A 24,154-nucleotide genomic window follows, 5' to 3' on the forward strand; every position below is an offset into this window, starting at 1 on the left:
TTCCACGTTCGACCGTCGGTAGGCGACGCATCCGTCCGGGTCGATCGCGACCCGGATCTCGGTACCACGTCGGCATGCCACGGGTCGAAGACCGCGGTGAGGATGCCGGCGGCGCAGTCCTCGACGTGGTCGAAGCCGCGACCACGGTAAGCCACGTCGCGTACTGCGCGGTGCATGGTGCGGTCCATGTCGGCAGTGCCCACCAGGATCCGGGTCGCGGCCGGCTGGACCGCGAGGTTGACGGGGTCACCCGGCGCGACATCGGAGACGGTCCTGCCGCGCAGCCGCCTGCCGCTGACGACGACATCCGACGCGGGCGGTGGGCGACCATCCCCGTTAGTACGCCCAGTCGACCATGATGTTCTCGCGAAAGGTTCTTGATCAGGATGAATCAGGCACCGACGCCGATCCTTAACGGTAGATGACCCTCGGCTTGCCCGGCGAGAACCCGGCACTCCCTACGGTTCGGCGTATGGACTCCCGCAGGCTGACGGTCTCGGCCTGTTCGGCCGTCGCCGCCGCCGTGGTCGCGTTCGTCGCGCTGCTGCCGTTGTCGCCGTCTTACCGGGCGACCGCCGAGGTCATCCTCGTGCCCAACCCCGCGGCGGCGGCCCAGCAGACGACGAGCGGGACGCTGCTCGACCCCCAACGGGGGGTGATGGTCGCGGCCGCCGTCTTCGGCGAACCGCAGTGGCTCGCCCCCGCCACGGCGGCGGCGTCGATTCCTTCTGGCACGCTCACCGTCACGGCGACGGTGGTGCAGACGACGCCGATGATCCAGCTTTCCGTCATCACCGAGACCGGCGCCCATGCCGCAGAGGTCGCGCTCGCGACGCTGGTGTCGGACGCGACGCCGCTCGTCGAGAAGCTGAGTGGGCCGTACTCGGTGGTCGTCGTGGCGCGCCCCGATGGCACCGGGACCGCGACGGGACTCGATCCCTCGACGATCCGGATGGTCGCAGCGGCGGCCGTGTTAGTGGCGGTTCTCGGCGCAACGTGGGGCGTGCTCTCGCGACGTGACCGGCGGGGCGATCGCGACGGTCAGCTGCCGGACAGCTCCGCCGCCTCGACGAGGCCGTGAGTGTGGACGACCAGTAGGGCGACGACGATCCAGGCGAGCACGGTCACCAGGAGCAGCAGGACGCCCGCCCCCGGGCGTCGGGGCGGTCTGTCGAGCAGGTCCCGGACACGGTCGACGACGTCGCTGTGGCCGGCCGCAAGCGTCGCGCCGCCGCGCGCGACCGACTCCACGACAGCTGCCACGCCGATCGCCTCCGCCACCGTGGCACGGTCGCCGACCTCGCGGACCGCGGCGTCGTCGGCCCAGCGCTCGACGGCCTGGTCGACCGCGCGTTCCACAGGGCCGAGCAGCGGGTTCAGCATGGCGGCGAGGTACGCCGCCCGCAGGTAGCGGTGATGGTGATGGACGAGGTGGGCGCGCTCGTGCGCGAGCAGTGCCCGGCGCTGCGGAGCGGTGAGGGTGCGCAGCATCCCGGCCGAGACGACGATCCGCCCGCGCCGGCCCGTCCGGGCCGGCACGGCGTAGGCCACGATCTCAGGGGCCGGCAGGACGACGAGGTCGCCTGCGACCGGAAGTCCGTCGACGGTCGTGATCGCCGCTCTGTCGCTGCGCAGTGTTCGGGCGAGGCCGAGTGCCCCGCGACCCGCCAGGACGGTAGCGAGCGCCGCGGCGCCGATGGCGACGGGGAGCGGCAGGCCGGTCGCGATCGCCGGTGCCGACCAGTCGGCCGGATGGAACGCGGGCACGAGTCCGGCGGTCCCGACGTAGGCGACGAGGACGAGTACCGTCCACGTTCCGGCCGCGATGCTGACGGCGAACGTCGTCAGTACAGCCGTCGCCACGATCGGCGACAGCGAGCGGGCGCAGCGCGGCGCGGCGCCGATCGCGGCTATCGGCAGGCCCAGCAGCAGGAACAGGAGCACGACCAAGCCGATCGCGGTCACGCGAGTGGCCCGTCGCCCGGTCCGAACCCGCTGCGCCGACGGTCGAGCAGGTCGCGCAGGAGCTGCTCGGAGTCCTCGTCGAGTCGGCCCACGAACTGGGCCAGGACGCTCGCCCGGTCGACGCCGCCGTCGAGCAGCTTGCGCATCTCGCGTGCGGTGAGCCCGGCCTCGGCGTCGGTCCGGCCGCCGACGAGGCGGTAAACGTGGGCGCGCCCGTGCGGTTCTCGGGTCACGACCTGCTTGTCGTGCAGGCGGGACAGGGTGGTGAGCACCGTCGTGTAGGCGAGGTCGTCGCCGAGCTCGGTCTGCACCTGGGCGGGTGTGAGCGGACCGTCGGCCGCAGCGAGGCAGGCCACGACCTCGCTCTCGAGCGCGCCGCGCGGTCGCGGGTTGCGACGCCCCACCATCTGGCCTCCCGGAGTGCGCGTGCACTCCGATTCTGCCATCGCGGCGCCCGCCGACCACACGCCGAGGCGTGCTGCCGGGGGGACTTGATTTCCGGTCGGCCTTAGGTGAGGCTACCCACGACTACTATTACTCGATAGTAGTTGTGCCGAAGGGGCTCAGCGTTTGTTCGCCAACTATCTGATCGGCCTGCGCGAGGGTCTGGAAGCCGCGCTCGTCGTCAGCATCCTGGTCGCGTACCTGGTCAAGGTCGACCGCCGCGACCGCCTCCCGGCAGTGGCGGGCGGGGTCGCGGTCGCAGTGGCCGTCAGCATCGGGTTCGGTGCCCTGCTGACCTACACGTCGACGTCGCTGCTGTCGGACTTCCACAGTCAGGAGATCTTTGGCGGCACGATGTCGCTGCTGGCGGTCGGCTTCGTCACCTGGATGGTCTTCTGGATGCGACGCACTGCCCGTGGGATGCGGAGCGAGCTCGACGGCAGGCTCTCGTCGGCACTCGAGGTAGGAGTACTGGCGGTGTGGGTCACCGCCTTCCTCGCCGTGGCCCGGGAGGGCCTGGAGACTGCGCTGTTCTTCTGGTCGGCGGTGCACGCCGCCGGGAGCACGACCGATCCCGTCATCGGGTTCACGCTCGGGATCGCGACGGCGGTGCTGCTCGCCTGGTTGCTCTACCGCCGATCGGTCTCGCTGAACCTCGCCAGGTTCTTCACCTGGACCGGTGCCGGTCTGATCCTCGTGGCCGCCGGCGTGTTGTCCTACGCGATCCGTGATCTGCAGGAGGGCGGCGCACTGCCGGGGCTGAACAACCTCGCCTTCGACCTCGGCGACCACCTCTCGCTGAGCTCTTGGTACGGCGCGTTACTCAAGGGCGTCTTCAACCTCACCGCTCAGACGTCGTGGGTGCAGGCGATCGCGTGGGTCGGCTACCTGATCGTCGTGATGACCCTCTTCTTCCTGCCGTCGCGGCGTCGCACCCCCACTGCAACGGCGACCCCGGACGGCGCCCCCAGCCCGGCGGACCATCCCGTATCAACTCCTCGAGGAGAACCGTGAGATCGGCACACCTTCGTGCTGCGACCGTGTTCGGCCCACTCGTCGTCACGACACTGCTCGTCGCCGGATGCTCGTCGGGTGGCGGCGGGGCGGCGACACCGGCCGGTGACGGCAGTATCGCCGTCGACGCGGGGGAGAACAGCTGCGGCGTGGCGCAGACTGCGATCGCGGCCGGCCGACACACATTCACGGTCACGAACACCGCGTCGCAGGTGACGGAGGTGTACATCTATGCGACGGGCGACCGGATCATGGGCGAGGTCGAGAACATCGGACCGGCAACGACCCGCACCCTCATCGTCGACCTCCCGGCCGGGGACTACCAGGTCGCCTGCAAGCCGGGCATGGTCGGCAACGGCAACCGGACGGCATTGGCGGTCAGCGGCGCCGCACCGCCCGGGACCACCGACCAGAGCCTGCAGGCCGCGGTCGACTCCTACCACGCCTACGTCGGAACTGAGGCCAAGGCGCTGCTCGACACCACCACGGCGCTGGTCGCGGCGATCGAGAGCGGCGACCTCGCGGCGGCCCGGCAGGCCTACCCGACCGCCCGGCTGCACTACGAGCGGATCGAGCCGATCGCCGAGTCCTTGGGCGACCTGGACCCGCTGATCGACATGCGCATCGACGACGCCACCGCCGACACCCCGTTCGTTGGCTTCCATGCCATCGAGCAGATCCTGTTCCAGAAGAACACCCTCGACGGCGCCGCGCCCCTCGGCGACGCCCTCGTCGCCAACGTCGGCAAGCTCAACGACCTTGTCAAGACCGTGCAGCTCACCCCGCTCATCATGGGCAACGGCGCCAAGTCGCTGCTCGACGAGGTCGCCAAGTCCAAGGTCACCGGCGAGGAAGAGCGATACTCGCGCATCGACCTCGTCGACTTCGCCGGCAACGTCGACGGCGCCAAGTACGTCTTCACGGCCTTGCGGCCCGCCCTGCAGGCGAAGAACCCGCAGCTCGTCGCAACCCTCGACCAGCGGTTCACCGCGTTGGTGACCCTGCTCGGCACGCACCAAGCGAAGCCGGGCGCGCCCGGCTCCGTCTCCGGCAGCCCGTACGTGTCCTACGACGCGCTGGGTCCGGCCGACGTCAAGGCCCTCGCCGTCGACGTCGACGCGATCTCCGAGCCACTCGGTCAGATCAGTGGAGTCGTGACGGGCCCGTGACCGACACCTCGAGCACCGATCGGGCGACTGCCACCACGCACGTGCCACCCCCGCCGACCGGGGTCAGCCGTCGCCGGATGATCGGACTGATCGGTGGAGCCGCCGCAGTCGGCGCGGCCGCGGGGGTGGGCGTGACGTACTCGGCGTCGGGTGGTGCGGGGTCGGCGGACGCTCCGGGCGCTGGGCAGGCCGTCGCGTTCTTCGGCGACCATCAGGCCGGAATCGCCACCCCCGCGCAGGACCGGCTGCATTTCGCGGTGTTCGACCTCGGCGCGGCGGCAACCCGCGCGGAACTCGTCGCCCTGCTCACCGCGTGGACCAACGCGGCGGCGCGGATGAGCGCGGGACTTGACGTCGGGACGGGCGCGGTGGCGGGCAACCCGGCCGTGCCCCCGGACGACACCGGCGAGGCATTCGGGCTCGCGCCGTCGCGGCTGACGCTCACGGTCGGTTTCGGACCGGCACTGTTCACCGATGCGAGCGGGCGGGACCGCTTCGGCCTCGCCGCCGCCCGGCCGCCGCAGCTGGCCGACCTGCCGCCCTTCCCCGGTGACGCCCTCGACCCGGCGCGCAGCGGAGGCGACCTGTGCGTCCAGGCATGCGCCGACGACCCCCAGGTCGCTGTGCACGCGATCCGGAACCTGGCCCGGATCGCCCGCGGTACCGCATCGGTGCGTTACTCCCAGCTCGGTTTCGGGCGCACGAGTTCGACGTCCACCGACCAGCCCACGCCCCGAAACATGATGGGGTTCAAGGACGGGACGGCGAACCTCAAGGCCGAGGACACCGAAGCGCTCGACTCTCAGGTGTGGGTCGGGGTGGGCGACGGGCCCGCGTGGATGACGGGCGGGAGCTATCTCGTCACCCGCCGGATCCGGATGCTGATCGAGCCGTGGGACTCGACATCGCTGGGCGAGCAGGAGCGGGTCATCGGCCGGTCCAAGGGCAGCGGGGCGCCGCTCGGCGCGTCGAGTGAGTTCGACCCCCTCGATCTGCAGGCGAAGGACGCGGGCGGTCGGCTCGTCGTCGACGCCAAGGCGCACGTCCGGCTCGCGCACGCCAGCACGAACGGCGGCGCGACCCTGCTGCGTCGCGGGTACTCGTTCGTCGACGGCACCGACGACCTCGGCCGGCTCGACGCCGGCCTGTTCTTCATGGCCTACCAGCGCGACCCACGCAGGCAGTTCGTCGCCATCCAGACCTCGCTCGCGGGCAAGTTCAACGACGCGCTCAACGAGTACATCCAGCATGTCGGCAGCGGGCTGTACGCCTGCCCGCCCGGTCCGGCCCCCGGCGGTCACTGGGGCCAGTCGCTCCTCGGCTGAGTCGGGGTGGCGGGGGCCCAGTCCCGTGGTCGACGCGCCGCGGCGGTCCAGGCCCGCACCCCGCCACCCGTTGCCCCCGACAGCGCCGGGGCGAACCTCGTCCGCAGCGGGCCGACGGCGCTCAGCGCCGGCGCGAGCCAGGCCGCCGTCACAGCGCCGGTCGCGGCGCCGACCGTCGCGCCGACGACTGAGCGCCGCGGCGTCATGCCCTGCCCACCGGCGCCTCGGCGCGGACGGCGACGGGGGGCGTCGTCGGCGAGGCCGGCCGACCCGGCGCCGGCACCGGGGCGGTGGCCAGGGTGAGGAGGAACTCGGCCGGGTCCGGTGCGTCGAACAGTGACTCGACGGCCGCCGGCGTCGCCACCAACTCCGCGAGCAGCCTCGCGAGGTCGTCGGGCGAGGTCGCGAGCGGGGCTAGACCTTCCGTGGCCAGGACATGGGAGTTCGCCAGACCGTGGCCGGGAACGCAGCGGTAGCTGATCACCGGCACGCGCGCGGCGAACGCCTCGAGCGAGGTCAACCCGCCGGCGTTCTGCAGCACGACGTCCGCGGCTGCGATGAGTGCGGGCAGGTCGCCGACCCAGCCGAGGACATGTGTGGCACCGGCCGCACGGACCTGCACCGCGAGCCGTGGGTTGTCCCCACAGACGACCACGGGCTCGGCCTGCCCGCTCGCGCGGACGTCGGTCACGGTGGCCGCCAGCTCGCCGACGCCCCAGGACCCACCGGTGATCACGGCAAGCCGGCGGTCGGTGGGCAACCCGAACCGGGCCCGAACCGCGGCCCGTGCGGACGCCGACAGCGGCCGGGCGTTGCGCCGCACGGCCGGCGCCGCGACCCGCACCTGTTCGGCGCCGAGCCGGGCGGCTGCATCGGCCGGGGCGGTGTGGATCGCGAGGTGGGTGTCGACGCCGCGGGCGACCCACAGCCGATGCACCGACATGTCGGTCAGATAGGCGACCGCCGGCATGCGCAGGTCACCGCGCTCGCGGAGTCGGCCGAGCGCCTGACCAGCGAGCGGATAGGTCGACACGACCAACCTCGCGTCCGGGTCGACTGCGCAGGACAGCGCGCGTCCGGCCAGCGAGACCATCGCCTCGGCGAGCCGGGACGGCCGCGGTCGGTCGAACGACTCGTAGGTCCAGGCCCACGTTCGAGGTGCTGCCCGCAGCTGGGTCCGGTAGAGGTTGCGCGCGAGCGGACCGATCATCGCGGGCAGCAGGTCGATCAGGTCCAGGATGTCGACGGAGAGCCCTTGCCGTCGCATCCGCCGCGCTAGCTCACGGGCGACGCCGTCGTGCCCGCCGGCGATCCCGGCCGACACGACCACCACGTCGCTCACACGGACCCGCCGGGTCCGACACCCGCGAACCGGCACCGCGCAACGTCCGTATCCGTCATTGACCGGACGCTATTCGCGGGGACCTTCGGAACCGGGCAGCAGAAGGTCAACGGGGGGCAAATGTGCGGGCGCGAGGATCACGTCGGCGCCAGAGCACCGGGAAGTCGTCGCGGCTCGTCGCCGATGCCGGTAGGAGTCGCCGCTGCGAGCGGGATCGGACTCGGCCAGCCAGGAGTAAGCATTCGGCAATCGCGTCCGATTTTGGCGAATCGGGCCTGCTGCCCGTCCTAAGGTCTGCCGTGTGGCCCGATTGCTGCTGGTTGAGGACGACGAGACGATCGGGGGCGCGCTCGCGCGTAGCCTGACACTGCACGGACACGAGGTCGTCTGGGCCCAGGACGGCATGGCCGCCGTCCGCGAGGGCACGACCGCGTTCTTCGATCTGGTCCTGCTCGATCTCGGCCTCCCGGATCTCGACGGCATCGCAGTCTGCCGTGACCTCCGGCCCGCCTTGCCCGATGCCGTGATCGTCATGCTGACCGCGCGCGACGAGGAGATGGACGTCGTCCTCGGGCTGGAGTCCGGCGCGGACGACTACCTGGTCAAACCCGTCAGGCTCGGTGAACTGCATGCTCGGGTGCGCGCCCACCTGCGACGTGCCGAGGTGGGACGCCACGAGGCCCCGAGAGAGCTCGGGGACCTCGTCCTCGATCTCGCGAGCCGGCGGGTAACGGTCAACGGGGGGGAGCTCCACCTGCGTCCCCGAGAGTACGACCTGCTCGCACGGCTCGCGGCGAACCCTGGCGTCGCGGTCAGTCGCGACGTCCTCATCGCCGAGGTCTGGGACGAGAACTGGTTCGGCTCCACGAAGACCCTCGATGTCCACGTCGCCTCGGTCCGCCGGCAGCTTGCCGCGGCCGGCTCGGAGCGCATGCCGACCATCGTGACCCTGCGCGGCCACGGATACCGGCTCGACCCGCCCGCCTGATGCGCCGCCGCATCGTCGCCCTTACCCTGGGTGCCGCCGTTCTCGCCATCGCCTTGTTCGGGCTCCCACTGGCCGCGATCGCTGCGAAGTACCTGGTCGACCGCGAGCGCAGCGAGCTCGACCAGGTGGCCACCGTCTCGGCCCTGACCGTCGCGGTCGACATCGCGGGCGGGCATCCGCTGCAGCTACCGACCGTCGCGGAGGAAGCGGACGTCGCGCTCTACGACACGAGTGGCGCGCGCATCCTCGGAACCGGACCGGCGACGGCCGACCCGCCAGTGCGAGACGCGCTCGACGACACCGGCCGGGTCACGTCCGACGACGGCGTGGTCGCCATCGCGGTGACTGGCGCTGACCCGCGCGCGGGTGTGATCCGTGTCGCCGCCTCCGGCGCGGAGGTCTACACGCAGATCGTCCTGGTGTGGGTTCTGATGGCGACGTTCGCCCTCATGGCGCTCGCGGCGGTCTGGTACGTCGCCCGACGCCAGGCCGGACGGTTGGCCGGCCCGTTGGAACAGCTGTCGATCACCGCGCGCCTATTGGGAGAGGGAGACTTCACCGCTCGGACGACGCGGGTGGGTATTCCGGAGATCGACTCCGTCGGGGCCGATCTGGACACCACCGCCGACCGGATCGGGGACGTCGTCGCGCGCGGGCGAGCTTTTACGGTGGACGCGTCGCACCAGCTGCGGACGCCGCTCGCCGGACTCCGGCTGAGCCTGGAGACTGCGCTCGACGATCCGGAGGCCGACCTGCGTCAGGCGATCGACGATGCGGTGCGCTCGGCCGATGGCCTGCAGCGCACGGTCGAGGACCTGCTCGCGCTCGCCCGGGACGTCCGCACTGAACGCGGCAATGTCGACGTCGTGTCCCTGGTCGAGGAGGTCGTCGGCCAATGGCGCCGGCTGTTGGTCGATCGCGGCCGGACGTTGCTCGTCCGGGCAGAGGAAGGCCTTCTGCCGGCGACTATGTCCGAAGCAGCAACGCGCCAGGTTCTTGCCGTGCTGCTGGAGAACGCGCTGCAGCACGGCGAGGGCATGGTTACCGTCAGCGTCCGCGACGCGGCGGGTGCCCTCGCGGTCGATGTCAGCGATGAGGGACCCGGAATCGTCATCCCGGCGACGGCCCTGTTCGCGCGTCGCTCGCAGGGCAGCGGCGGGCTGCAGCCGGCAGGTGGGCACGGAATCGGACTGGCGCTGGCACGGAGTCTGGCCGAGGCCGACGGTGGGCGGCTCACCTTGAGCCGCGAACGCCCACCCACCTTTACCCTGCTCGTCCAGACCGCACACGATGCCGACGCCGTCCTCCCGCCGAGGTAGGCCGGCGCGCGGCGAGGGCGCAGGACGAGCTCGGGAAAGCATCACCCGAGACGGGACGATTCCTTACCCGGCGTTTGCGTCGACCTACCCGTCCCCGAACAGACAGCTGCCTAGTGTCGGTCTCGGACGAACGACGTCGCGGGCCCGCGAGGTCGAGGCGAAGGATCGGGGGACGGGCGATGACCCGACTGCGGAGCTACGCGTCCGCCTTCCTGCGGCTGTGCATCCTTGTCGGTACAGGCAGTTTTGTGGTCGGCGTCGGGATCGCGGCGATGCTCACGTGCGCACTCCTGCTCGTCGGCTGACGTCACGTGCTGGCGTGGTCGAGGCCAGGCCCCGGCCGCTCGTACCCGGGGCAACAGGAGTGGGCTGATTCCTGCTACGGCATCAATGGTCGTTGCGCGTCAAGCGTGTTCATCTGTGGAGGCGGTCGGCGACCTTCCTGCGGAGGCCGGAGACGACCCGGCCGACGAGCGCTCGGGTCGGCCGCGGGTCGTGACGGTCCAGAACCGCGTGCGTCGTGCCGTGGCGGGGTCTGAGTCCGGACAGAGCGGATCGCGCCCCGCGGCTGCGGGCCGCGCTGAGCACGGCGTAGACATCGTCCTCGGCGCGGAACGTGCGGCCGACCTCGTACTCGACGACACGAGGAGTTCGGCCGAGCAGCAGGTCCGCCCACATGGCTGGGAGGTTCGGTCCAGCGGTGATCGCGAGCGCGAGTGAGTGGTACACGCGCGGGTTGAGATCGATGAGAAGTGGCCCCGACGCCGACTCGATCAGCTGGATGTTGAACAGGCCACTCCAGCGCAGGTTCGCCATCAACGTTTTGGCAGCCTCGTCGAGCGCCGGGTCGCGCGCGACGGTGGTGGCGAACGAGACGACGCCGCAGTCGCGCGGCCAGGTTCGGTCGGCACGTTTGTGCACGGTGGTGACGACCTGACCCTCCCAGGCCAGACCGTTGACCGTCCGGATCCGGCCGTACATGTAAGGCTGGACGAGTCCGGCCTGACCGGGCAGGTCGTGCAACGCCGCGACGAGAGCGTCCAGCCCTGTCACCCGTGCAACCTCGATACGTTCTAGGCGTCCGTTGCGGATCATCTCCGACCGCAGGGGTTTCACCACGGCGGGAAAGGTGACCGCGGCGCCGTCGTCGAGGTCGGACAGGGTGACGTGGGTGGTCGGAGGAACCTCGAAACCGGCGGCGCGGGCGTGCGTGTCTAGCAGGCTCTTGTCGCACGCGTCCGCGACGAGCACCGCATCGGGGGCGCCGACCGCGACGCCGGCAGGAAAGAGGTTCCGGCGGTCGGCGAGGGCCAGCAGACCCGCCTCGGTGCCGGGCAGAACGACCGTCGCGCCGGTACGCGCCGCCGCGGCCGCGAGCCCGTGCACGAAGCCCTCTGGGTCGACGCGGGGGTCGAGGATCGGGACGACCCCGGCCGCGGCGCGCGAGAGTGCGCCGTAGGAGTGCGGGTCTGTTGTCGCGACCCAGGTCCGGTAGCCGGCCCGATGCAGCCCGCGCAGCGCGGCGAGCCCACCGGTGTACTCCGCGCCGGTGAGCAGGACACGGTCGCCGTCATGTGGGGGGCGGCTGTGGGCCATCGTGGATCCCCGGCGGCCCAACGAGCTCGTCGTCGACATGACCCGGATTCTGCGAGTCGGCGGGCAAGCGTAGGGCAATCTCGGGGTGGTTGGAGTGCAAGCGTTCGCCGCGGAGGCGCAATATTTGCTCCCACCTTGCCGCGACGGCCGTCGTCGCTTACCTGCCACCCGCCGGTGGGTCCTCGCGCGCCGGGTCCGAGCCGAGGGCGGCGGGATGGTCCGAGGCGGCCACCTCACCCGGCGGGTGTTCGACGCGCACGAGCGCACACACGCAGACCGTCAGCCAAGCACCGCCCAGCAGCCAGCCGTCGACGACATCGCTGGGCCAGTGGACGGCGAGATACAGCCGGCTCACGCCGATGGCCGCACCAATCCCCGTAGCGAGCAGGATCGCGATCCGACCGATGTGCGGCCGGCTCGCGCCCGTCACCACGGCCGCTGCCACGATCCCGAGCACGACCGTCGAGCTCAGCGCATGTCCTGAGGGCAGCGAGTAGGTGGTCTCCACAGCGAGCCGCCAGGACTGCGGCGGCCGAGGTCGGGCGAGCAAGTTCTTGACAAGGACGACCAGCGCTCCCGCGCCGCCGCCGGCCGCAGCCACGACGACCGCGGCACGGATGCGTCGCTTCCAGAGCAGGGAGACGCAAGCGACCGCGGCGACCACGACCATCCCGACGGTGCCACCCAGCGCGGACACGACCGTCATGACCGTTGTCACGGTCGCCGAGCGCTGCTGTATGATCCACATGAGAATGACGCTGTCGGATCCGAGCGGGCCCAGCCCGTCCATGACAACGGTCGAGGTCAGGGCCGAGTGCGCGCCGAAGAGCACCGTCACGATCACACTGGGTATGGCGAGGGGATGACGGGCGTAGGCGAACGCGATGACCACGACGACCGCCGCGATGACAATGGCGTCCTGCGCCGCGAGCAGGGCGATCGCGCTCACCGAGCGGTCAAGGCGAAGAAGTCCCGCTGGTCGGCCTGCAGGTAGCGGTCGACGGGACCCGGCATCGTCGGCAGCAGAGGGGCCCCCACGAGGTGGTCGGGCAGGTGCGCCGTGTGGTCGTAGGTGAACATGTCGACCATCTGGTTGTGGATGTCGAGCTCCATCCCTGTGACGACGCCGGCCTGCGACAGCGCGGCGGCAAGCGTCGACAACGTCAGGCCGGCGCCGCCGACGTAGACCAGGTCGTTGTTCGCGGTGACGCCGAGTCCGGATCGCCAGGTGTACTGGAGCTGGTTGCTCGCCGAACCCCACTGCCCGCCGCCGTTGACGTCGAGACCGGGAACGACCTGTCCGTGGTCGATGATGACGTCGAGGTTCTGACGGACCGCGACGACGTCGAGGGTGGGCCCCACGTCGCGACCCCACGCTCCGATGTGCACGACACCAGAGGTGTTGATGACGACCGACGCAGCGCCGTTGCGCAGCGGAACCGGGGTTCGGCCGTCGACGGAGAACCCGCCGTTCGCGTCCTTCATCTTGAACCCGGAGTTGAACGTGGCCAGGAGGTTCGGCCGGGACACGGCCGGGACCTGGCCGGCCTCGGGCCAGCCCAGCCCGCTGGGCTCCCGGGTACCGGGGATCAGCCTGGTGCTGACGGTGCGCTGGTCGAACCGCGCGATTCCCGCGACAACGCTGGCGTGGGCGGGGTCCGGGCGGATGAACGTCGTGAGGACCGACGCGGCGTTCCCCGGAATCGCCGCTGCCCGGGTCCAGGCCCCCTCGCCGGATAGCGCGGGCGTCACGATCGGAGCAATCGGTGCGACGGTGACCGGTCGCGCGGTACCTCCCGTGTCAACGGTGCCGATGGGCAGCGCGTTCGGGTCAGGGGGCGCGTCGGCAGGTGCGTGCAGGCGGTAGTAGAGGTTCTCGGCCAGGTTCACCACTGGTGCACCACCGTGATCACGCACCCATTCGACGGTCCGCACGGCCAACGACGCGTTGCCCGGATAGGTGAGCGCCTGCACGTAGGAGATCGTCGCGGGGATCAGTGCCGCGATCAGTGTCAGCCCGACCCAGCGGCGCCGGCGGCGCCATCCGGTCCTGGCCGGGCGCCGGGGCAGCGGCGCGTCGCCCGGTGGTAGCGGGGCCTGCGAGTGCCCGTGGTCCGTCGCGTCGGCGGGGCGGGAGACCGTTGCACCGTTCATACCGTCGACGCTATGGAGGTGCTGGTACGGGGCTCGCCATCGGCAGGTTAGGAGTTGGGAAGCGTCGCAACCGCCTCCGCTGGGTCACCCTCGTAAATGTCCAGGTCATCGGCGAGCGGGACGGTAACGAGCGCGACATCGTCCTTGGATGTCGCGCCCCGTGAGACCTGCAGCGGCCCCGGGAACGACCGTCTTAGTCCGGACCGGCGCCGCCCGGCTCGAGAGGAGCTCCGCGAACGATCGCGTGGTCGAAGCCGTGTTCGAACTCGTGACCCTCCATCAGGCCGTGTGCCAGCAGAGCGAGTGCGACGCTGGTGATCGCCAGGAGCACCAGCAGCGGAACGACGACGGTTGCAGTGGCTCGCAGCCGTGCCCGCGGGTCCGCCTCGACCCGGCCCGTCGCGACCGCGAGGTCGGTGACGATCTGTGACCACGCCGTCGACCAGACGGCGCTCCAACCCGACGCAGAGGAGCTGCTCGGGAGGTCCGTGGTGAGCGCGGCCAACTCGTCGCGGAAGGTGGCGGCATAGGCACGCCCGACGCGGTCCTCGGTCTCGTCGAGCGTCAACCGCCCCTCGCCGGCAGCCTTGTACAGGGCCGCGCACGTCTGCTCGCGTTCGGCGGTCGAACATCGCGCCCCGGCCGGTCGGTCGGTCGTCGAACTCGATCCCGCCGCATGAGTGCTCACGTCACGACTCCGTCTCGGTCACGTCAAGGGTGTCTGCCACCCGCTCAGCCGCCGGTTCGAGTACGCCGGCGCTCACGAAGGAGCTCCACCACCAGGGGGATGAGCGACACGACGATGACCGCGGCAATGACCGGCAACAGGTAGGCGTCGATCCCCGGGACCGTCGCGCCGAGGGCGAATCCGGCGAGCACCAGCCCGACGGTCCACGCTAGGCCACCGGCGACCTGCCACACGGCGAAGATCGCCTTCGGGGTGTGCAGTGCGCCGGCGACCGGGTTGAGGACGGTCCGGACCACAGGAATGAACCGTGCCAGGACGATCGCCTTCGCTGGTCCGTAGCGGTCGAACATCTCCTCGGCGCGGCGCATCCCGGCGAGCAGTCGCGGATGACCGGATCGGCTCTCGAGAGCGCGCCCGGCGCGTTGCCCCAGCCAGAACCCGGTCTGGGCGCCGAGGAGGGCACCGGCGGCCGCGGCAAGCAGCACCCACGGGAGGCTGAGATGCAGCGCGCCGGTGCCGGCCGCGCACAACAGGCCCGCGGTGAACAGAAGCGAGTCCCCGGGCAGGAAGAATCCGATGAGGAGTCCCGTCTCGGCGAACAGGACGACCAGGATTCCGATCGTCCCGAACGACGACAGCAGGTCGTTCGCGCTGAGCGGATTGAGCGCAAGGATCGTCGTCACGTCTCTCCTCGGTACACGTCACCGCGGCGGCGGTCCGCTGTCGCGACGAGTTCGACGCTATGCGCGTGTACGCGCGGGTTCGGCCAATCGCCAGTAAGCATTCGGTAAGCGCCGCGATGGGCGGCGGCTTCCGGCTTCTTACCCACCTCCGACCCGGGCCACGGCGGCCGTTCACCCTCCTGAGGCACGGTGGGGTCATGCACGGATCTGGGGCGGATGATGTGGTCGTGCCACAGCGAGTGTTGGTGGTCGACGACGACCGGGCGATCCGGGACTCCCTCGAGCGCGCGCTCGGTCTGGAGGGCTACGAGATCGGCGTGGCGGTCGACGGGGTCGAGGCGCTCACCCTTCTGCGCCGGGAGTCCTTCGATGCGCTGGTCCTCGACGTGATGATGCCTGGTGTCGACGGCCTCGGTGTCTGCCGCGTGCTGCGCGCCGACGGTGACCGGACCCCGGTCCTGATGCTCACCGCGCGGGTGGAGACCTCCGAGCGGGTCGCCGGGCTCGACGCAGGCGCCGACGACTACCTGCCCAAGCCCTTCGAGCTCGACGAGCTGCTCGCCCGGCTGCGTGCGCTGCTGCGTCGGGCGGCGCCGGCAGGGGGAACGGAGGAGCGCGACCCCGCGGTGGTGCAGGTCGCCGCCCTCCGGGTCGACGTCGCCGCGCGCCGCGTGTGGTGGGGCGAGGCCGAGCTCGCCTTGTCGAAGACCGAGTTCGACCTCCTGGAGCTGATGGTTCGCAACGAGGGCATCGTGCTGGACCACTCGACGGTCTACGAACGGATCTGGGGCTACGACTTCGGGCCGGACTCGAAGAACCTCGCCGTCTACGTCGGCTATCTGCGGCGCAAGCTCGCCGCGGCCGGGGCCCCGGCGTTGATCCACACCCTGCGCGGTGTCGGCTACGCGCTACGGCGGCCGTGAACCTGCGGACGCGCTTCGCGCTGGCTTTCGCCGTCGTGGCGGCCGTGGTGGCGATCGCGGTCGGATGGCTCAGCTACGACGCATCGGCGCAGCGGATCGGTCAGGAGATCGACACGACGCTGAGCTCGGCGACCGCGGCACTGGCCGACGGCCGGACCGACGTCCTGACGGCGGTGCCGGTAACAGTGGGCCACGGACACCGTGGCGAAGCCCGTCCGCTGGTCGCGCAGATGCTGGCGCCTGACGGCACCACAACCCACCTCGGTGGTGAGGCGGTCGACCTGCCCGTCGACGCGACCGCGCGGGCCATCGCCGATGGGACCGCGGCGGGGGGCACGGTAGACGTCACCGAGGCGGACGTGGGCCACGGCACCTACCGGATCATGACGACCGCGCTGAGCGATGGACGAGGTGCCCTGCAGGTCGCGGCGGACGTCGAGCAAACCCACGACCTCCTGCACGACATGGCGATCGAGATCGCGTGGGTAAGCTCGATCGTGCTCCTGGTTGCGGCCGTGGCCGGCTGGCTGCTCGCCCACCGCATCACCCGCCGCCTCATGCGGCTGGCCGGGATCGCCGAGGACGTAAGCCTGCACGGCGGGATAGACCGCCAGGTCCCGGTGGAGGGCAGCGACGAGGTCGCACGGCTGTCGGCGTCGTTCAACACGATGCTCGGACGGCTGGCCGCGGCCCGCGACGCGCAGGAGCGGTTGATCCAGGACGCGGCCCATGAACTGCGCACACCGTTGACGAGCCTGCGGACCAACGCGAGCGTCCTGCGACGCTTCGCCGACCTGAGCCCCGCGGCGCAGGACCGGCTGGTCGGCGACGTGCAGGGGGAGACCCGGGAGCTGAGCCACCTCGTCGACGAGCTCGTCGAGCTCGCGCTGGCCGGCGCGATGGACTCGCCCGAGGAGCCCGTCGCCCTCGCCGACGTGCTGACCGGGGCCGCTGACCGGGTGGGCCGCCGCACCGGGCGCACGATCGTCGTCGATGCGGACCGCTCCGTCGTCCGGGGACGTCGGCAGGCGCTCGACCGGGCCGTTGGCAACCTCATGGAGAACGCCGTGAAGTTCGACGGCTCAGGCGTCGAGCCGATCCAGGCGACGGCGCGGGAGGGCCGGATTTCGGTGTCCGACAACGGCTCCGGCATCGACCCAGAGGATGCGGGGCGCATTTTCGACCGCTTCTACCGGGCCCGCAACGCCCGAGGGCTGCCCGGCTCCGGACTCGGGCTCTCGATCGTGCACGACGTCGCGGCGTCGCACGGCGGCTCGGTCTTCGCCACCGGCCGCTCCGGCGGTGGGGCGACCGTCGGCTTCAGCGTCGATCCCGCCCGGCTCTTACCCGACTCCGAACCGGAGCACGACGGCAGTTCACCGCCGCCGACCAGTCTTGGGGACACCTGACCGATCGTCCCCGGGAGCACGATGTCCAGCCAGACCAACCGTCCGGAGCCCGCCGGCCGAGACCGCTCGACAACCTCGGCCGGCCCAGTACGGGCCTCGGACGCGGAACGGGCCGACGTCGTCGCGACGCTGCACGAGGCACTCGGGCACGGGCGCCTCGATCTCGCCGAGACCGACGAGCGCGTCGCCGACGCCTACTCCGCCCGATTCCGCCACGAGCTCGCGGTCCTCGTGCACGACCTGCCGGCGGCGGAGGTCGACCGAGGCCGACTCGGCGGCGACCGGACCAGGTCAGCGCTGCGCGCGATCAAGGAGCGGGCAGCACGGCGCCCGCTCGTCGCCGCTGCCGCGCTGGTCATCGGCATCGGTGCCGTCGGGGGTGTCGTCGGTGCGTCGGCGATCGACGACGGGCCCTCGGGGCCGCCCGGCGTCGCGCACGTGCACGACCACACAGGGGCGCCGCTTCCTCGCTGAACGTTCTGCCTTCGCCGTTCTCCCCGCCGTTCTTCCCGTCCTAATCCGATCGAGAGCAGAGGTTCCTCCCCATGCCTGCACTCCTCGCGGAGCGCCGCGTTCGCACGCACGCCCGCCGCCGCGCCGCCCGCCCCGCAGTGATGCGGTTGGTCGCCCCGCCGGTCTCCGGTGCCGGCCGCGTCGTCATCCTGGGGGCGACGGTCGGCCAGGGACACGAAGGGGCGGCGCGCGAGTTGGGCCGCCGCCTCGCCGGCTCGGGCGTCGAGGTGACCGTCCACGATTACATCGACGCGGTGCCCACCGCCGCAGCATGGATCCTCAAGGACCTCTATGCGCCCACCGTGCAGCACGCGCCCCGGGTCTTCGACGGGATTTTCCGCGGTCTCGAGCGGCCCGGTGCCCTGCGCCGGATGGCCGAAGTGATCTGCTCGATCGCGGAGCCCGCGGTCGAGCAATGGATCGGCGACGCTGACGTCGTCGTGTCGACCTATCCGCTCGCGTCCCGCACGCTGGGCATGTTGCGCCGGCGTGGACGGCTGACAGCGACGTCGATGACCTACCTCACCGATCCTGCCGCGCACACACTGTGGTGCGACCCGGACGTCGACAGGCACCTCACGGTCACCCGCGCGACCGCGGCGGACGCGGCCCGCTACGGGGTCGACGCCGTCCCGGCCGGTCCGCTCTGCGGTCCGGCTTTCAGCGCCGGGTCGGATCCCGTCGATCGGGCGTCGCTCGGGCTCCCCGGCCCGGACCCGATCGTCCTGCTCAGCGCCGGCTCGCTCGGGATGGGCGACGTCCCCCGGACGGTCGAGGCCGTCCTGCGGCACCCACGTGCGCGTGTGCTCGTCCTCTGCGGCCGAAACGACGCGTTGCGGCGGCGGTGGGACGGCGACCCCCGGGTTGCCGCGCTCGGCTGGCGCGACGACGTCCCCGCGCTGATGGCGACCGCGGACATGCTCGTCCACAACGCCGGTGGGCTGTCGTTCACCGAGGCGCTCGTGGCCGGTCTTCCCGCACTGACCTACCTGCCGATCCCGGGACACGGTCGCGCCAACGCGGCGATCCTCGAGCGGTCCGGTATCGCCGCGTGGCCGCGTACGCCCGATGAGCTCGTCGCGGCGATCGAGGGGCGCCGTCGCGAGCGCACGCCGATCGTGCCGCAGTGGGCCGCTGGGGCTGACGCCGCGGCCGTCGTGCGGGACGAGCTGGCCGCGCGGTCGGCGGCGGGTCTGCGGGCCAGCGGCTTCTGATGTCGATGATCGCGGCGGTCGCCGTCGCTGCGGCGGCCGCGGGCCTGATCGGCACCGCCAGCGTCGCTCAGCGACGTGGCTCGATGAGTGTCCCGGCCTTTGCCGTCGGTGACCCGCGGCTGATCGGCGCGCTGGCGCGGAGCCCGTGGTGGTGGATCGGCACTGTCGCGTCCCTCGCCGGCATCGGTCTCCAGATCCTGGCGCTCGCACTGGGACCGATCTTGTTGGTGCAGAGCGTGATGACGACCAGCATCGTCGGTGCGACGCTCGCTGAGAGGCTCCTGCTTCGGCGGCGTACCTCGGGTGTGGCGCGTGCAGGAATCGTCCTGACCGTGGCGGGGCTCTGCGGGCTGCTTCTGGCGCTTGCGCCGCATGCCGGTGGTGGCCCGGGACCGTCGGCGCTCACGACGGTTGGCCTCGCGACGATCGCTGTCGTGGTCATGGCGACCATCGCAAGGTGGGTTCGTCGTCCCACGCGGGGTCCGCGAGCGCGGGCGATCGGGCTCGCTCTCGCGACCGGGCTCGGCTATGGCCTCAGCGCGGTCCAGCTCAAGCAGGTCGGTGCCCAGCTCGCCGACGGCGTCGCCACGCCGCTCGACCATCCTGCGCTGTACGTCGCGGTCGTACTGGGTTCGCTGGCCATCGTGCTGAGCCAACACGCGCTGCGTGAGGGTGTCGGGGTGGCCGCGGTCGTCTCGGTGATCCTGGTCGTCGATCCGGTCGTCGGGCTCGTCGCCGGCGGACTCTGGTTCGGCGACACCATGACGACGTCGCCGATCGCGCTCGTCATCGCGACGGTCAGCATGGCGGTGCTGCTCATCGGCATGCTCGCCACGCAGTCTTCCCCCGGCCGATCCGCACTCGACGCGAACCCGGACGGGCGGGCGGACCTCGAAGGCGACGGCCAGCTCAATGTTTCGCCGGGACTCGCTAGCAGCCGCTACGTCATACCCGCGGATGTCCGAGAACAAGACGTGATCGTTACAGGAATCAGGAGCCGAGCGTGATGGCGCAGCTGAGCAGACGCCATCGCCGTCGGCGCGAGGCAGAGTGTTGTCGAGTGCTTCCCGTTAGAACCTCGGCCACAGCATCCTGCTGCTGTTCTTCGTTGGGACGATTGAGCGAAGGATCTTGACGTCAGCGCACCGGGTCGCCGCATCGTGCCTCGTCATCGGGTTAGGCGTCACCACCGCGATCCCCTGATCATCTGCTTCCGCAGGTTCAGCGTGCCCTGAACCGGGTGCCGGAGATTGCTCATCTGAGGGACCGGCCGGACTCATCAGCTCGGTCGGACGGACGAGCCTGCCGGGTGTGCACGGCGACCGCGATCGCGATGGCAATCAGCAGGACGAGACTGATCGTCCCCGTGCCGAGGTCGAGGCCCCCGCGCGCAGGCGGGACGGCGATCCAGTCCGCGAACGACGCCCCCAGTGGTCTGGTCAGGACGTATGCGATCCAGAAGGCAGGCACGGCACCCAGGCCCCACCACCGGTGCGCGACGGCCGGGACGGCGAACGCGACGGTGAACAAGATGCCCGAGGCCAGGTAGCCCAGTCCGACGCTGTTCGCGGTGAGGTCGCCCGCGGCCGTGCCGAGCGCGAACGTCGCGCAGACGGTCGTCCAGTAGAAGCACTCGCGTCGGACGGTGGTGATCGTGTGGATGTCGAGGGTGCCTTCGACCCGGTGCCAGAGCAGGAGCAGGACGGCGACGGCCACCGCGAAGGCGATCGTGGACACGACGTAGGGGATGCCGATGACGACGTGCAGGACGTCGGCTGCCATCGTGCCGAACACGCTGACCATCGCGACGGTGGCCCAGTAGAGCCAGGGCCGGTACCGCGTCGCCCGCAGCTGCGCCACGAGCAGTGCGGCGAGTGCGAGCAGGGCCAGCGCGACCGCGATGACCGGATCGATCGTGCGGGCGAGCCAGTCCGACGCGGTCTCGCCCATCCCTGTTGTGAGGACCTTGATGACCCAGAACAGCAGGGTCAGCTCGGGGACCTTGATCCCGCGCATCCGGTGTGGCGGCGCTACATGGCCGGCGCCGTCCGTCCATGCGGCGTCGTGCTGTCGTCCGAGTGGGGACGATGTCATCGAGCGGCTCCCGTCGAATGCTCGCGTGTTTTGGCGATCCGGCGGACTGCACCGCCAGGATGGTGCTCGGACATGGGCCAAGGACGTTTCGCCAATCGGTGACCTGTTGCCGACTTCTTGCCAGTCGCTCACCCGGCAACCGACGCCAGGGACGAATCAGGCGAGAGTGCTCGGCAGGCGGTGATCTCACCGGCCTCGCCGTCCCTGTCTGCCGACGATGCCGGAGCCCGGCGCTTACGCGACCCCGTCCGCCGCCGTGCATTTGGGCGCAGCGGGTCGGCCGCGCGCGCGGCGCAGTGGCTCGTCGAATCCCGCGATCGGCTACACGTCGCGCCGCTTCAGCAGGACCGCGGCGACGCCCGTCGCGACGACGGCGTAGGCGGCGAAAACGGCCATCCCCGTCCACGGTGCGAGAGCCGCGGGATCGGGTGTCACGGACAGGGCGGCCTGGCCGGCGTTCGCGGGCAGGTAGGGGCCGATTGTGTCCTGCCACGTGCTGGGCAGGACACCGACGATCGCCGGGAGCACCAGCAGTACACCGAACAGGGCCGCGATCCCGCCGGCGGTGTTGCGGACCAGCGCGCCGAAGGCCACTCCGAGGACGCCGACGATGGTCAGATAGACACCTGTTGCGATCACGACGCGCAGGACACCCGGAGCCGAGAGGCTGGTGGAATGGGTGCCGAGCAGGGCCTGCCCGCCGAGGAACGAGACGAACGCAGTCGGCACCATGAGGACTGCCGTCAGGCCGGTGAAGACGATCAGCTTCGCCCAGAGCACGGGTAGCCGTGCGGGGACCGCGGCCATCGTGGCCCGGATCATGCCGGTGGAGTACTCGCCCGTCACGAGCAGCACCCCGAGTGTGCCGACGGCAAGTTCCGCGACGGTGTAGCCGTTGAGGCTGGTCACGACGGGGTCGAACCGGGCGAGCTCGCGGGGGCGCATGTGGGCCCAGTCGGCGTTGGTGAAGAAGGACCCCACCCAGCCGACCCCGATCATCCCGACGACCGACACCGTCGCGACGAGCACGCTCGACCACAGCGTCCGGAACTTGATCCACTCCGATGCGATGGTCCGCGGGAGCGTGACTGCGCCGCTGCTCCGGGCGGGCCCCGCCGATGCTTGCACCGTCGGGCTCATCGCTCGTCTCCCGTGCTCGCCGACATCGCGAGCGGCTGCTCGAGGGTGCCGGGTGTCCTGAACTCCACCGCATCCCTGGTGAGCTCCATGAACGCCTGCTCCAACGACCCGTGTACCGGCGTGAGCTCGAACAGTGCGATCCGGTGTTCGGCGGCGATCGTGCCGATCCGGTCACTGGTCAGGCCGGCGACCTGTAGCTCGTCGGGCGCCGTGGTCGTGACGGTCACGTCGGGGCCTGCCAACAGGGTGCGCAGGCCCGCGGCGTCCGGGGTGCGCACCTTCACGTACGCGCCCGCCGCCTGTGCGACGACCTGGGCGACCGGGACGTCGGCGAGGAGCCGACCCTTGCCGATGATGATGACCTGGTCCGCGGTGAGCGCCATCTCGCTCATCAGGTGCGAGGACACGAACACGGTCCGGCCCTCCGCGGCGAGTGACCGGAGCAGGTTCCTGATCCAGAGGATGCCTTCGGGGTCGAGGCCGTTGACCGGCTCGTCGAGGATCAGCGTGCGCGGGTCCCCGAGGAGGGCTGAGGCGATGCCGAGCCGCTGGCCCATACCGAGGGAGAACCCTCGGACGCGCTTGTCGGCGACGTCGGACAGGCCGACGAGCTCGATCAGGGCGTCGACGCGGTCGCGGCCGATTCCGGTGGTGGCGGCGAGTGCGAGCAGATGGTTGCGCGCGGTGCGGCCGGTGTGGATCGCCCGGGCTTCCAGGAGAGCGCCGACCTCATGCAGAGGCGCCGGGTGCTGCGCGTAGTGCTTGCCGTTGACGGTGAGGGTGCCTGTGGTCGGGGCGTCGAGCCCGACGATCATGCGCATCGTCGTCGACTTGCCCGCCCCGTTCGGCCCGAGGAAACCGGTCACGATCCCGGGCCGGACCGTGAAAGTCAGGTCGGACACCGCGGACTTGTCCCCATATTTCTTAGTCACGCCGCGTGCTTCGATCAACAGCCCACTACTCCTTGGATTGCGTTCAGGCCGGCGGCACCGTTTCCGCACAGCGGTTCGGCCGGGCGCGCGGGAACGTATCGCCCCGAAGGCAAGGGAATGGGAAAGCGCCTCAGCGGTTCCTCAGAAGTCCGGGAGTTGGCTTTCGTCTGGTGATTCCCGCACCTGATGCGGGTGAGTCCTTGGGCCCCGGGTGGGCACCGCTTTCCCTGGGGCCAGCCGCCGCTCGCGAGGATCTCGACGGGGCCGTCGGTGCGACGATCAGCGCCGTCCAGCCGCGGCCGGACGGCCGGCCACCGGCGGCTGGGCCCAGAGCGAATGCTGTGGTGGCGTCGATGTCAACCTCGGCCAGGGAGGCGCCCACGACCTAGACGGACGCGGTCCGGGTCGCGACGAGGCCGGTGCGGCCATCCGTGAGGTGTACGCCTTGGCGGCGGTGCCGGACGTCGTGCCGGCGCCGTTGTGCACCGGGATTGTGGCTGCGAGCCTGCGGTCGGCGGTGGAGGCAGGCCGGCCGATACTGGCCGCAGCGGGTCTCAGGCTCGCGCACCGACCGCTGGCAACCGCAATGACTACAGTGGCCCACCGCGGCGACCATCCGGTTGCTGAGGCAGGACGACCTACGCGAACCTGCGGTGCCAGGCGTGGGCCGGTGCGGGGAGCGCCGGAGGAGCCATGGTCGTTGACGTCACGACAGAGGCTGTTCTCGACCATCCGCGGGTGCTCGTCGCAGCGTTCGCCGGTGACCCAGCCAACGCGCCGCGCTGGTACGCGAACATCGACGGAGTCGAGTGGCTGACCTCGCCGCCGTTGGTTGTGGGCTCACGGCTCGCATTCCGGGCCCGGTTCCTCGGGCGCATTCTGGAGTACGTGTACGAGGTCGTCGAGTACGAGCCCGGCCGGAGGCTCGCCATGCGCACCGAGCAAGGACCGTTCCCGATGGAGACCACCTACACCTGGGACGACGCAGGCGAGGGCCGCACCCTGATGACGCTGCACAACAGCGGCGAGCCGTCCGGTTTTGCCGCCGTCACGGCACCCGCGATGGCGGCCGCGATACGCCGTGCGAACCGTAGGGACCTCGCCAGGCTTGCCCGGGAGCTGGCCCCGCGGAAATCCTGATGGCCGGGTGTTGGCGTGAGTGGTCGTGCTCGTGCCGCGGGATGGACCCGGTGCAGCACGTGCTCGAGGCGGCGGCGACGTAGTAGCCGAGGACCAGCAATG

At 71.0% G+C, this 24,154-nt stretch carries 24 protein-coding genes; 13 read left to right on the forward strand and 11 right to left on the reverse strand.

Going from position 1 to position 24,154, the window contains the following annotated elements; genetic code table 11:
• Positions 1 to 472: 472 nt before the first annotated feature.
• On the forward strand, positions 473 to 1,081 hold the full coding sequence (locus TOK_RS19395; protein WP_216362021.1) for a hypothetical protein: 609 nt from the start codon (positions 473 to 475) through the stop codon (positions 1,079 to 1,081).
• Here the strand turns inward: TOK_RS19395 and TOK_RS19400 are convergent.
• The gene (locus TOK_RS19400) at positions 1,042 to 1,965 is read right to left on the reverse strand and encodes a M56 family metallopeptidase (RefSeq protein WP_098959415.1); all 924 of its coding nucleotides are present in this window, start codon (positions 1,963 to 1,965) and stop codon (positions 1,042 to 1,044) included. The genes TOK_RS19395 and TOK_RS19400 overlap by 40 nt on opposite strands.
• Positions 1,962 to 2,372 carry a BlaI/MecI/CopY family transcriptional regulator gene (locus TOK_RS19405; protein ID WP_098959416.1) on the reverse strand — a complete coding sequence of 137 codons (411 nt, stop codon included), beginning with the start codon at positions 2,370 to 2,372 and terminating at the stop codon, positions 1,962 to 1,964. The genes TOK_RS19400 and TOK_RS19405 overlap by 4 nt, the downstream gene beginning before the upstream one ends.
• Positions 2,373 to 2,535: 163 nt before the next feature.
• On the opposite strand from TOK_RS19405, the gene efeU reads away from it, so the two are divergent.
• Genes efeU through efeB form a run of 3 tightly spaced genes read left to right on the forward strand, consistent with a single transcriptional unit; the run spans position 2,536 to position 5,917 of the window.
• Positions 2,536 to 3,423, forward strand: a complete 888-nt coding sequence (efeU, locus tag TOK_RS19410) for an iron uptake transporter permease EfeU (RefSeq protein ID WP_098959417.1) — start codon at positions 2,536 to 2,538, stop codon at positions 3,421 to 3,423.
• A complete protein-coding gene (efeO, locus tag TOK_RS19415) occupies positions 3,420 to 4,592 on the forward strand; it encodes an iron uptake system protein EfeO (protein WP_098959418.1) in 1,173 nt (390 codons plus the stop codon). The genes efeU and efeO overlap by 4 nt, the downstream gene beginning before the upstream one ends.
• Complete coding sequence (gene efeB / locus TOK_RS19420; RefSeq protein ID WP_098959419.1) at positions 4,589 to 5,917, forward strand: iron uptake transporter deferrochelatase/peroxidase subunit; 1,329 nt, start codon at positions 4,589 to 4,591, stop codon at positions 5,915 to 5,917. The genes efeO and efeB overlap by 4 nt, the downstream gene beginning before the upstream one ends.
• 202 nt (positions 5,918 to 6,119) lie before the next feature.
• Here the strand turns inward: efeB and TOK_RS19425 are convergent, their stop codons facing one another.
• Positions 6,120 to 7,259: a glycosyltransferase gene (locus TOK_RS19425; protein ID WP_098959420.1), complete on the reverse strand. Its 1,140-nt coding sequence runs from the start codon at positions 7,257 to 7,259 to the stop codon at positions 6,120 to 6,122.
• Between the two features lie 301 nt (positions 7,260 to 7,560).
• Between TOK_RS19425 and TOK_RS19430 the strand changes: the two genes are divergently transcribed.
• The 3 genes from TOK_RS19430 to TOK_RS34735 all read left to right on the forward strand — a co-directional run bounded on the left by TOK_RS19430 (position 7,561) and on the right by TOK_RS34735 (position 9,871).
• On the forward strand, positions 7,561 to 8,247 hold the full coding sequence (locus TOK_RS19430) for a response regulator transcription factor (protein WP_098959421.1): 687 nt from the start codon (positions 7,561 to 7,563) through the stop codon (positions 8,245 to 8,247).
• A complete protein-coding gene (locus TOK_RS19435; protein WP_098959422.1) occupies positions 8,247 to 9,566 on the forward strand; it encodes a HAMP domain-containing sensor histidine kinase in 1,320 nt (439 codons plus the stop codon). The genes TOK_RS19430 and TOK_RS19435 overlap by 1 nt, the downstream gene beginning before the upstream one ends.
• Before the next feature lie 179 nt (positions 9,567 to 9,745).
• Positions 9,746 to 9,871 (forward strand): hypothetical protein, encoded by a 126-nt coding sequence (locus tag TOK_RS34735; RefSeq protein WP_256387988.1) that lies wholly within the window; start codon positions 9,746 to 9,748, stop codon positions 9,869 to 9,871.
• 109 nt (positions 9,872 to 9,980) lie between these two features.
• Here TOK_RS34735 and TOK_RS19440 read toward each other — a convergent pair whose 3' ends face one another.
• The 5 genes from TOK_RS19440 to TOK_RS19460 form a co-directional block, all read right to left on the reverse strand.
• Positions 9,981 to 11,162, reverse strand: coding sequence for an ATP-grasp domain-containing protein (locus TOK_RS19440; protein WP_098959423.1), 1,182 nt, complete (start codon positions 11,160 to 11,162; stop codon positions 9,981 to 9,983).
• Positions 11,163 to 11,319: 157 nt separating this feature from the next.
• Positions 11,320 to 12,111, reverse strand: a complete 792-nt coding sequence (locus TOK_RS19445) for a phosphatase PAP2 family protein (RefSeq protein ID WP_098959424.1) — start codon at positions 12,109 to 12,111, stop codon at positions 11,320 to 11,322.
• On the reverse strand, positions 12,108 to 13,316 hold the full coding sequence (locus TOK_RS19450; RefSeq protein ID WP_098959425.1) for a phosphodiester glycosidase family protein: 1,209 nt from the start codon (positions 13,314 to 13,316) through the stop codon (positions 12,108 to 12,110). Before TOK_RS19450 ends, TOK_RS19445 begins: the two co-directional genes overlap by 4 nt.
• A 193-nt stretch (positions 13,317 to 13,509) precedes the next feature.
• Positions 13,510 to 14,004 (reverse strand): DUF1707 domain-containing protein, encoded by a 495-nt coding sequence (locus tag TOK_RS19455; protein WP_098959426.1) that lies wholly within the window; start codon positions 14,002 to 14,004, stop codon positions 13,510 to 13,512.
• A gap of 44 nt (positions 14,005 to 14,048) precedes the next feature.
• Positions 14,049 to 14,687 (reverse strand): DedA family protein, encoded by a 639-nt coding sequence (locus tag TOK_RS19460; protein WP_098959427.1) that lies wholly within the window; start codon positions 14,685 to 14,687, stop codon positions 14,049 to 14,051.
• Between the two features lie 197 nt (positions 14,688 to 14,884).
• On the opposite strand from TOK_RS19460, the gene TOK_RS19465 reads away from it, so the two are divergent.
• The 5 genes from TOK_RS19465 to TOK_RS19485 all read left to right on the forward strand — a co-directional run bounded on the left by TOK_RS19465 (position 14,885) and on the right by TOK_RS19485 (position 19,753).
• Positions 14,885 to 15,610, forward strand: coding sequence for a response regulator transcription factor (locus TOK_RS19465; RefSeq protein ID WP_098959428.1), 726 nt, complete (start codon positions 14,885 to 14,887; stop codon positions 15,608 to 15,610).
• Entirely contained in the window at positions 15,607 to 17,019 is a 1,413-nt protein-coding gene (locus TOK_RS19470) for a cell wall metabolism sensor histidine kinase WalK (protein WP_098959429.1), read from the forward strand. Before TOK_RS19465 ends, TOK_RS19470 begins: the two co-directional genes overlap by 4 nt.
• A 21-nt stretch (positions 17,020 to 17,040) precedes the next feature.
• Positions 17,041 to 17,493 (forward strand): DUF1707 domain-containing protein, encoded by a 453-nt coding sequence (locus tag TOK_RS19475; RefSeq protein WP_098959430.1) that lies wholly within the window; start codon positions 17,041 to 17,043, stop codon positions 17,491 to 17,493.
• 71 nt (positions 17,494 to 17,564) lie between these two features.
• Positions 17,565 to 18,746 carry a glycosyltransferase gene (locus TOK_RS19480; protein WP_098959431.1) on the forward strand — a complete coding sequence of 394 codons (1,182 nt, stop codon included), beginning with the start codon at positions 17,565 to 17,567 and terminating at the stop codon, positions 18,744 to 18,746.
• Positions 18,746 to 19,753, forward strand: coding sequence for a DMT family transporter (locus TOK_RS19485; protein ID WP_098959432.1), 1,008 nt, complete (start codon positions 18,746 to 18,748; stop codon positions 19,751 to 19,753). Before TOK_RS19480 ends, TOK_RS19485 begins: the two co-directional genes overlap by 1 nt.
• A gap of 247 nt (positions 19,754 to 20,000) precedes the next feature.
• Here TOK_RS19485 and TOK_RS19490 read toward each other — a convergent pair whose 3' ends face one another.
• From TOK_RS19490 to TOK_RS19500, 3 genes are all read right to left on the reverse strand, one after another.
• Entirely contained in the window at positions 20,001 to 20,840 is an 840-nt protein-coding gene (locus TOK_RS19490) for a hypothetical protein (protein WP_172457656.1), read from the reverse strand.
• A gap of 321 nt (positions 20,841 to 21,161) precedes the next feature.
• Positions 21,162 to 21,980, reverse strand: coding sequence for an ABC transporter permease subunit (locus TOK_RS19495; protein WP_098959434.1), 819 nt, complete (start codon positions 21,978 to 21,980; stop codon positions 21,162 to 21,164).
• Positions 21,977 to 22,930 carry an ABC transporter ATP-binding protein gene (locus TOK_RS19500; protein ID WP_098959435.1) on the reverse strand — a complete coding sequence of 318 codons (954 nt, stop codon included), beginning with the start codon at positions 22,928 to 22,930 and terminating at the stop codon, positions 21,977 to 21,979. Before TOK_RS19500 ends, TOK_RS19495 begins: the two co-directional genes overlap by 4 nt.
• Before the next feature lie 675 nt (positions 22,931 to 23,605).
• Here TOK_RS19500 and TOK_RS19505 point away from each other — a divergent pair.
• Complete coding sequence (locus TOK_RS19505; RefSeq protein ID WP_098959436.1) at positions 23,606 to 24,052, forward strand: SRPBCC family protein; 447 nt, start codon at positions 23,606 to 23,608, stop codon at positions 24,050 to 24,052.
• Positions 24,053 to 24,154: the final 102 nt, after the last annotated feature.

This window comes from Pseudonocardia sp. N23 (genome assembly GCF_002583555.1).
Lineage (GTDB): Bacteria > Actinomycetota > Actinomycetes > Mycobacteriales > Pseudonocardiaceae > Pseudonocardia.

Bases quoted from the DNA above. Each gene is read 5' to 3' on its own strand.
- TOK_RS19450 (WP_098959425.1), bottom strand. From the start codon at position 13,316: ATGAACGGTGCAACGGTCTCCCGCCCCGCCGACGCGACGGACCACGGG.
- TOK_RS19495 (WP_098959434.1), bottom strand. From the start codon at position 21,980: ATGAGCCCGACGGTGCAAGCATCGGCGGGGCCCGCCCGGAGCAGCGGC.
- TOK_RS19505 (WP_098959436.1), top strand. From the start codon at position 23,606: ATGGTCGTTGACGTCACGACAGAGGCTGTTCTCGACCATCCGCGGGTG.
- TOK_RS19485 (WP_098959432.1), top strand. From the start codon at position 18,746: ATGTCGATGATCGCGGCGGTCGCCGTCGCTGCGGCGGCCGCGGGCCTG.
- TOK_RS19475 (WP_098959430.1), top strand. From the start codon at position 17,041: ATGTCCAGCCAGACCAACCGTCCGGAGCCCGCCGGCCGAGACCGCTCG.
- TOK_RS19395 (WP_216362021.1), top strand. From the start codon at position 473: ATGGACTCCCGCAGGCTGACGGTCTCGGCCTGTTCGGCCGTCGCCGCC.
- TOK_RS19435 (WP_098959422.1), top strand. From the start codon at position 8,247: ATGCGCCGCCGCATCGTCGCCCTTACCCTGGGTGCCGCCGTTCTCGCC.
- TOK_RS34735 (WP_256387988.1), top strand. From the start codon at position 9,746: ATGACCCGACTGCGGAGCTACGCGTCCGCCTTCCTGCGGCTGTGCATC.
- TOK_RS19405 (WP_098959416.1), bottom strand. From the start codon at position 2,372: ATGGTGGGGCGTCGCAACCCGCGACCGCGCGGCGCGCTCGAGAGCGAG.
- TOK_RS19465 (WP_098959428.1), top strand. From the start codon at position 14,885: ATGCACGGATCTGGGGCGGATGATGTGGTCGTGCCACAGCGAGTGTTG.
- TOK_RS19440 (WP_098959423.1), bottom strand. From the start codon at position 11,162: ATGGCCCACAGCCGCCCCCCACATGACGGCGACCGTGTCCTGCTCACC.
- TOK_RS19480 (WP_098959431.1), top strand. From the start codon at position 17,565: ATGCCTGCACTCCTCGCGGAGCGCCGCGTTCGCACGCACGCCCGCCGC.
- TOK_RS19490 (WP_172457656.1), bottom strand. From the start codon at position 20,840: ATGACATCGTCCCCACTCGGACGACAGCACGACGCCGCATGGACGGAC.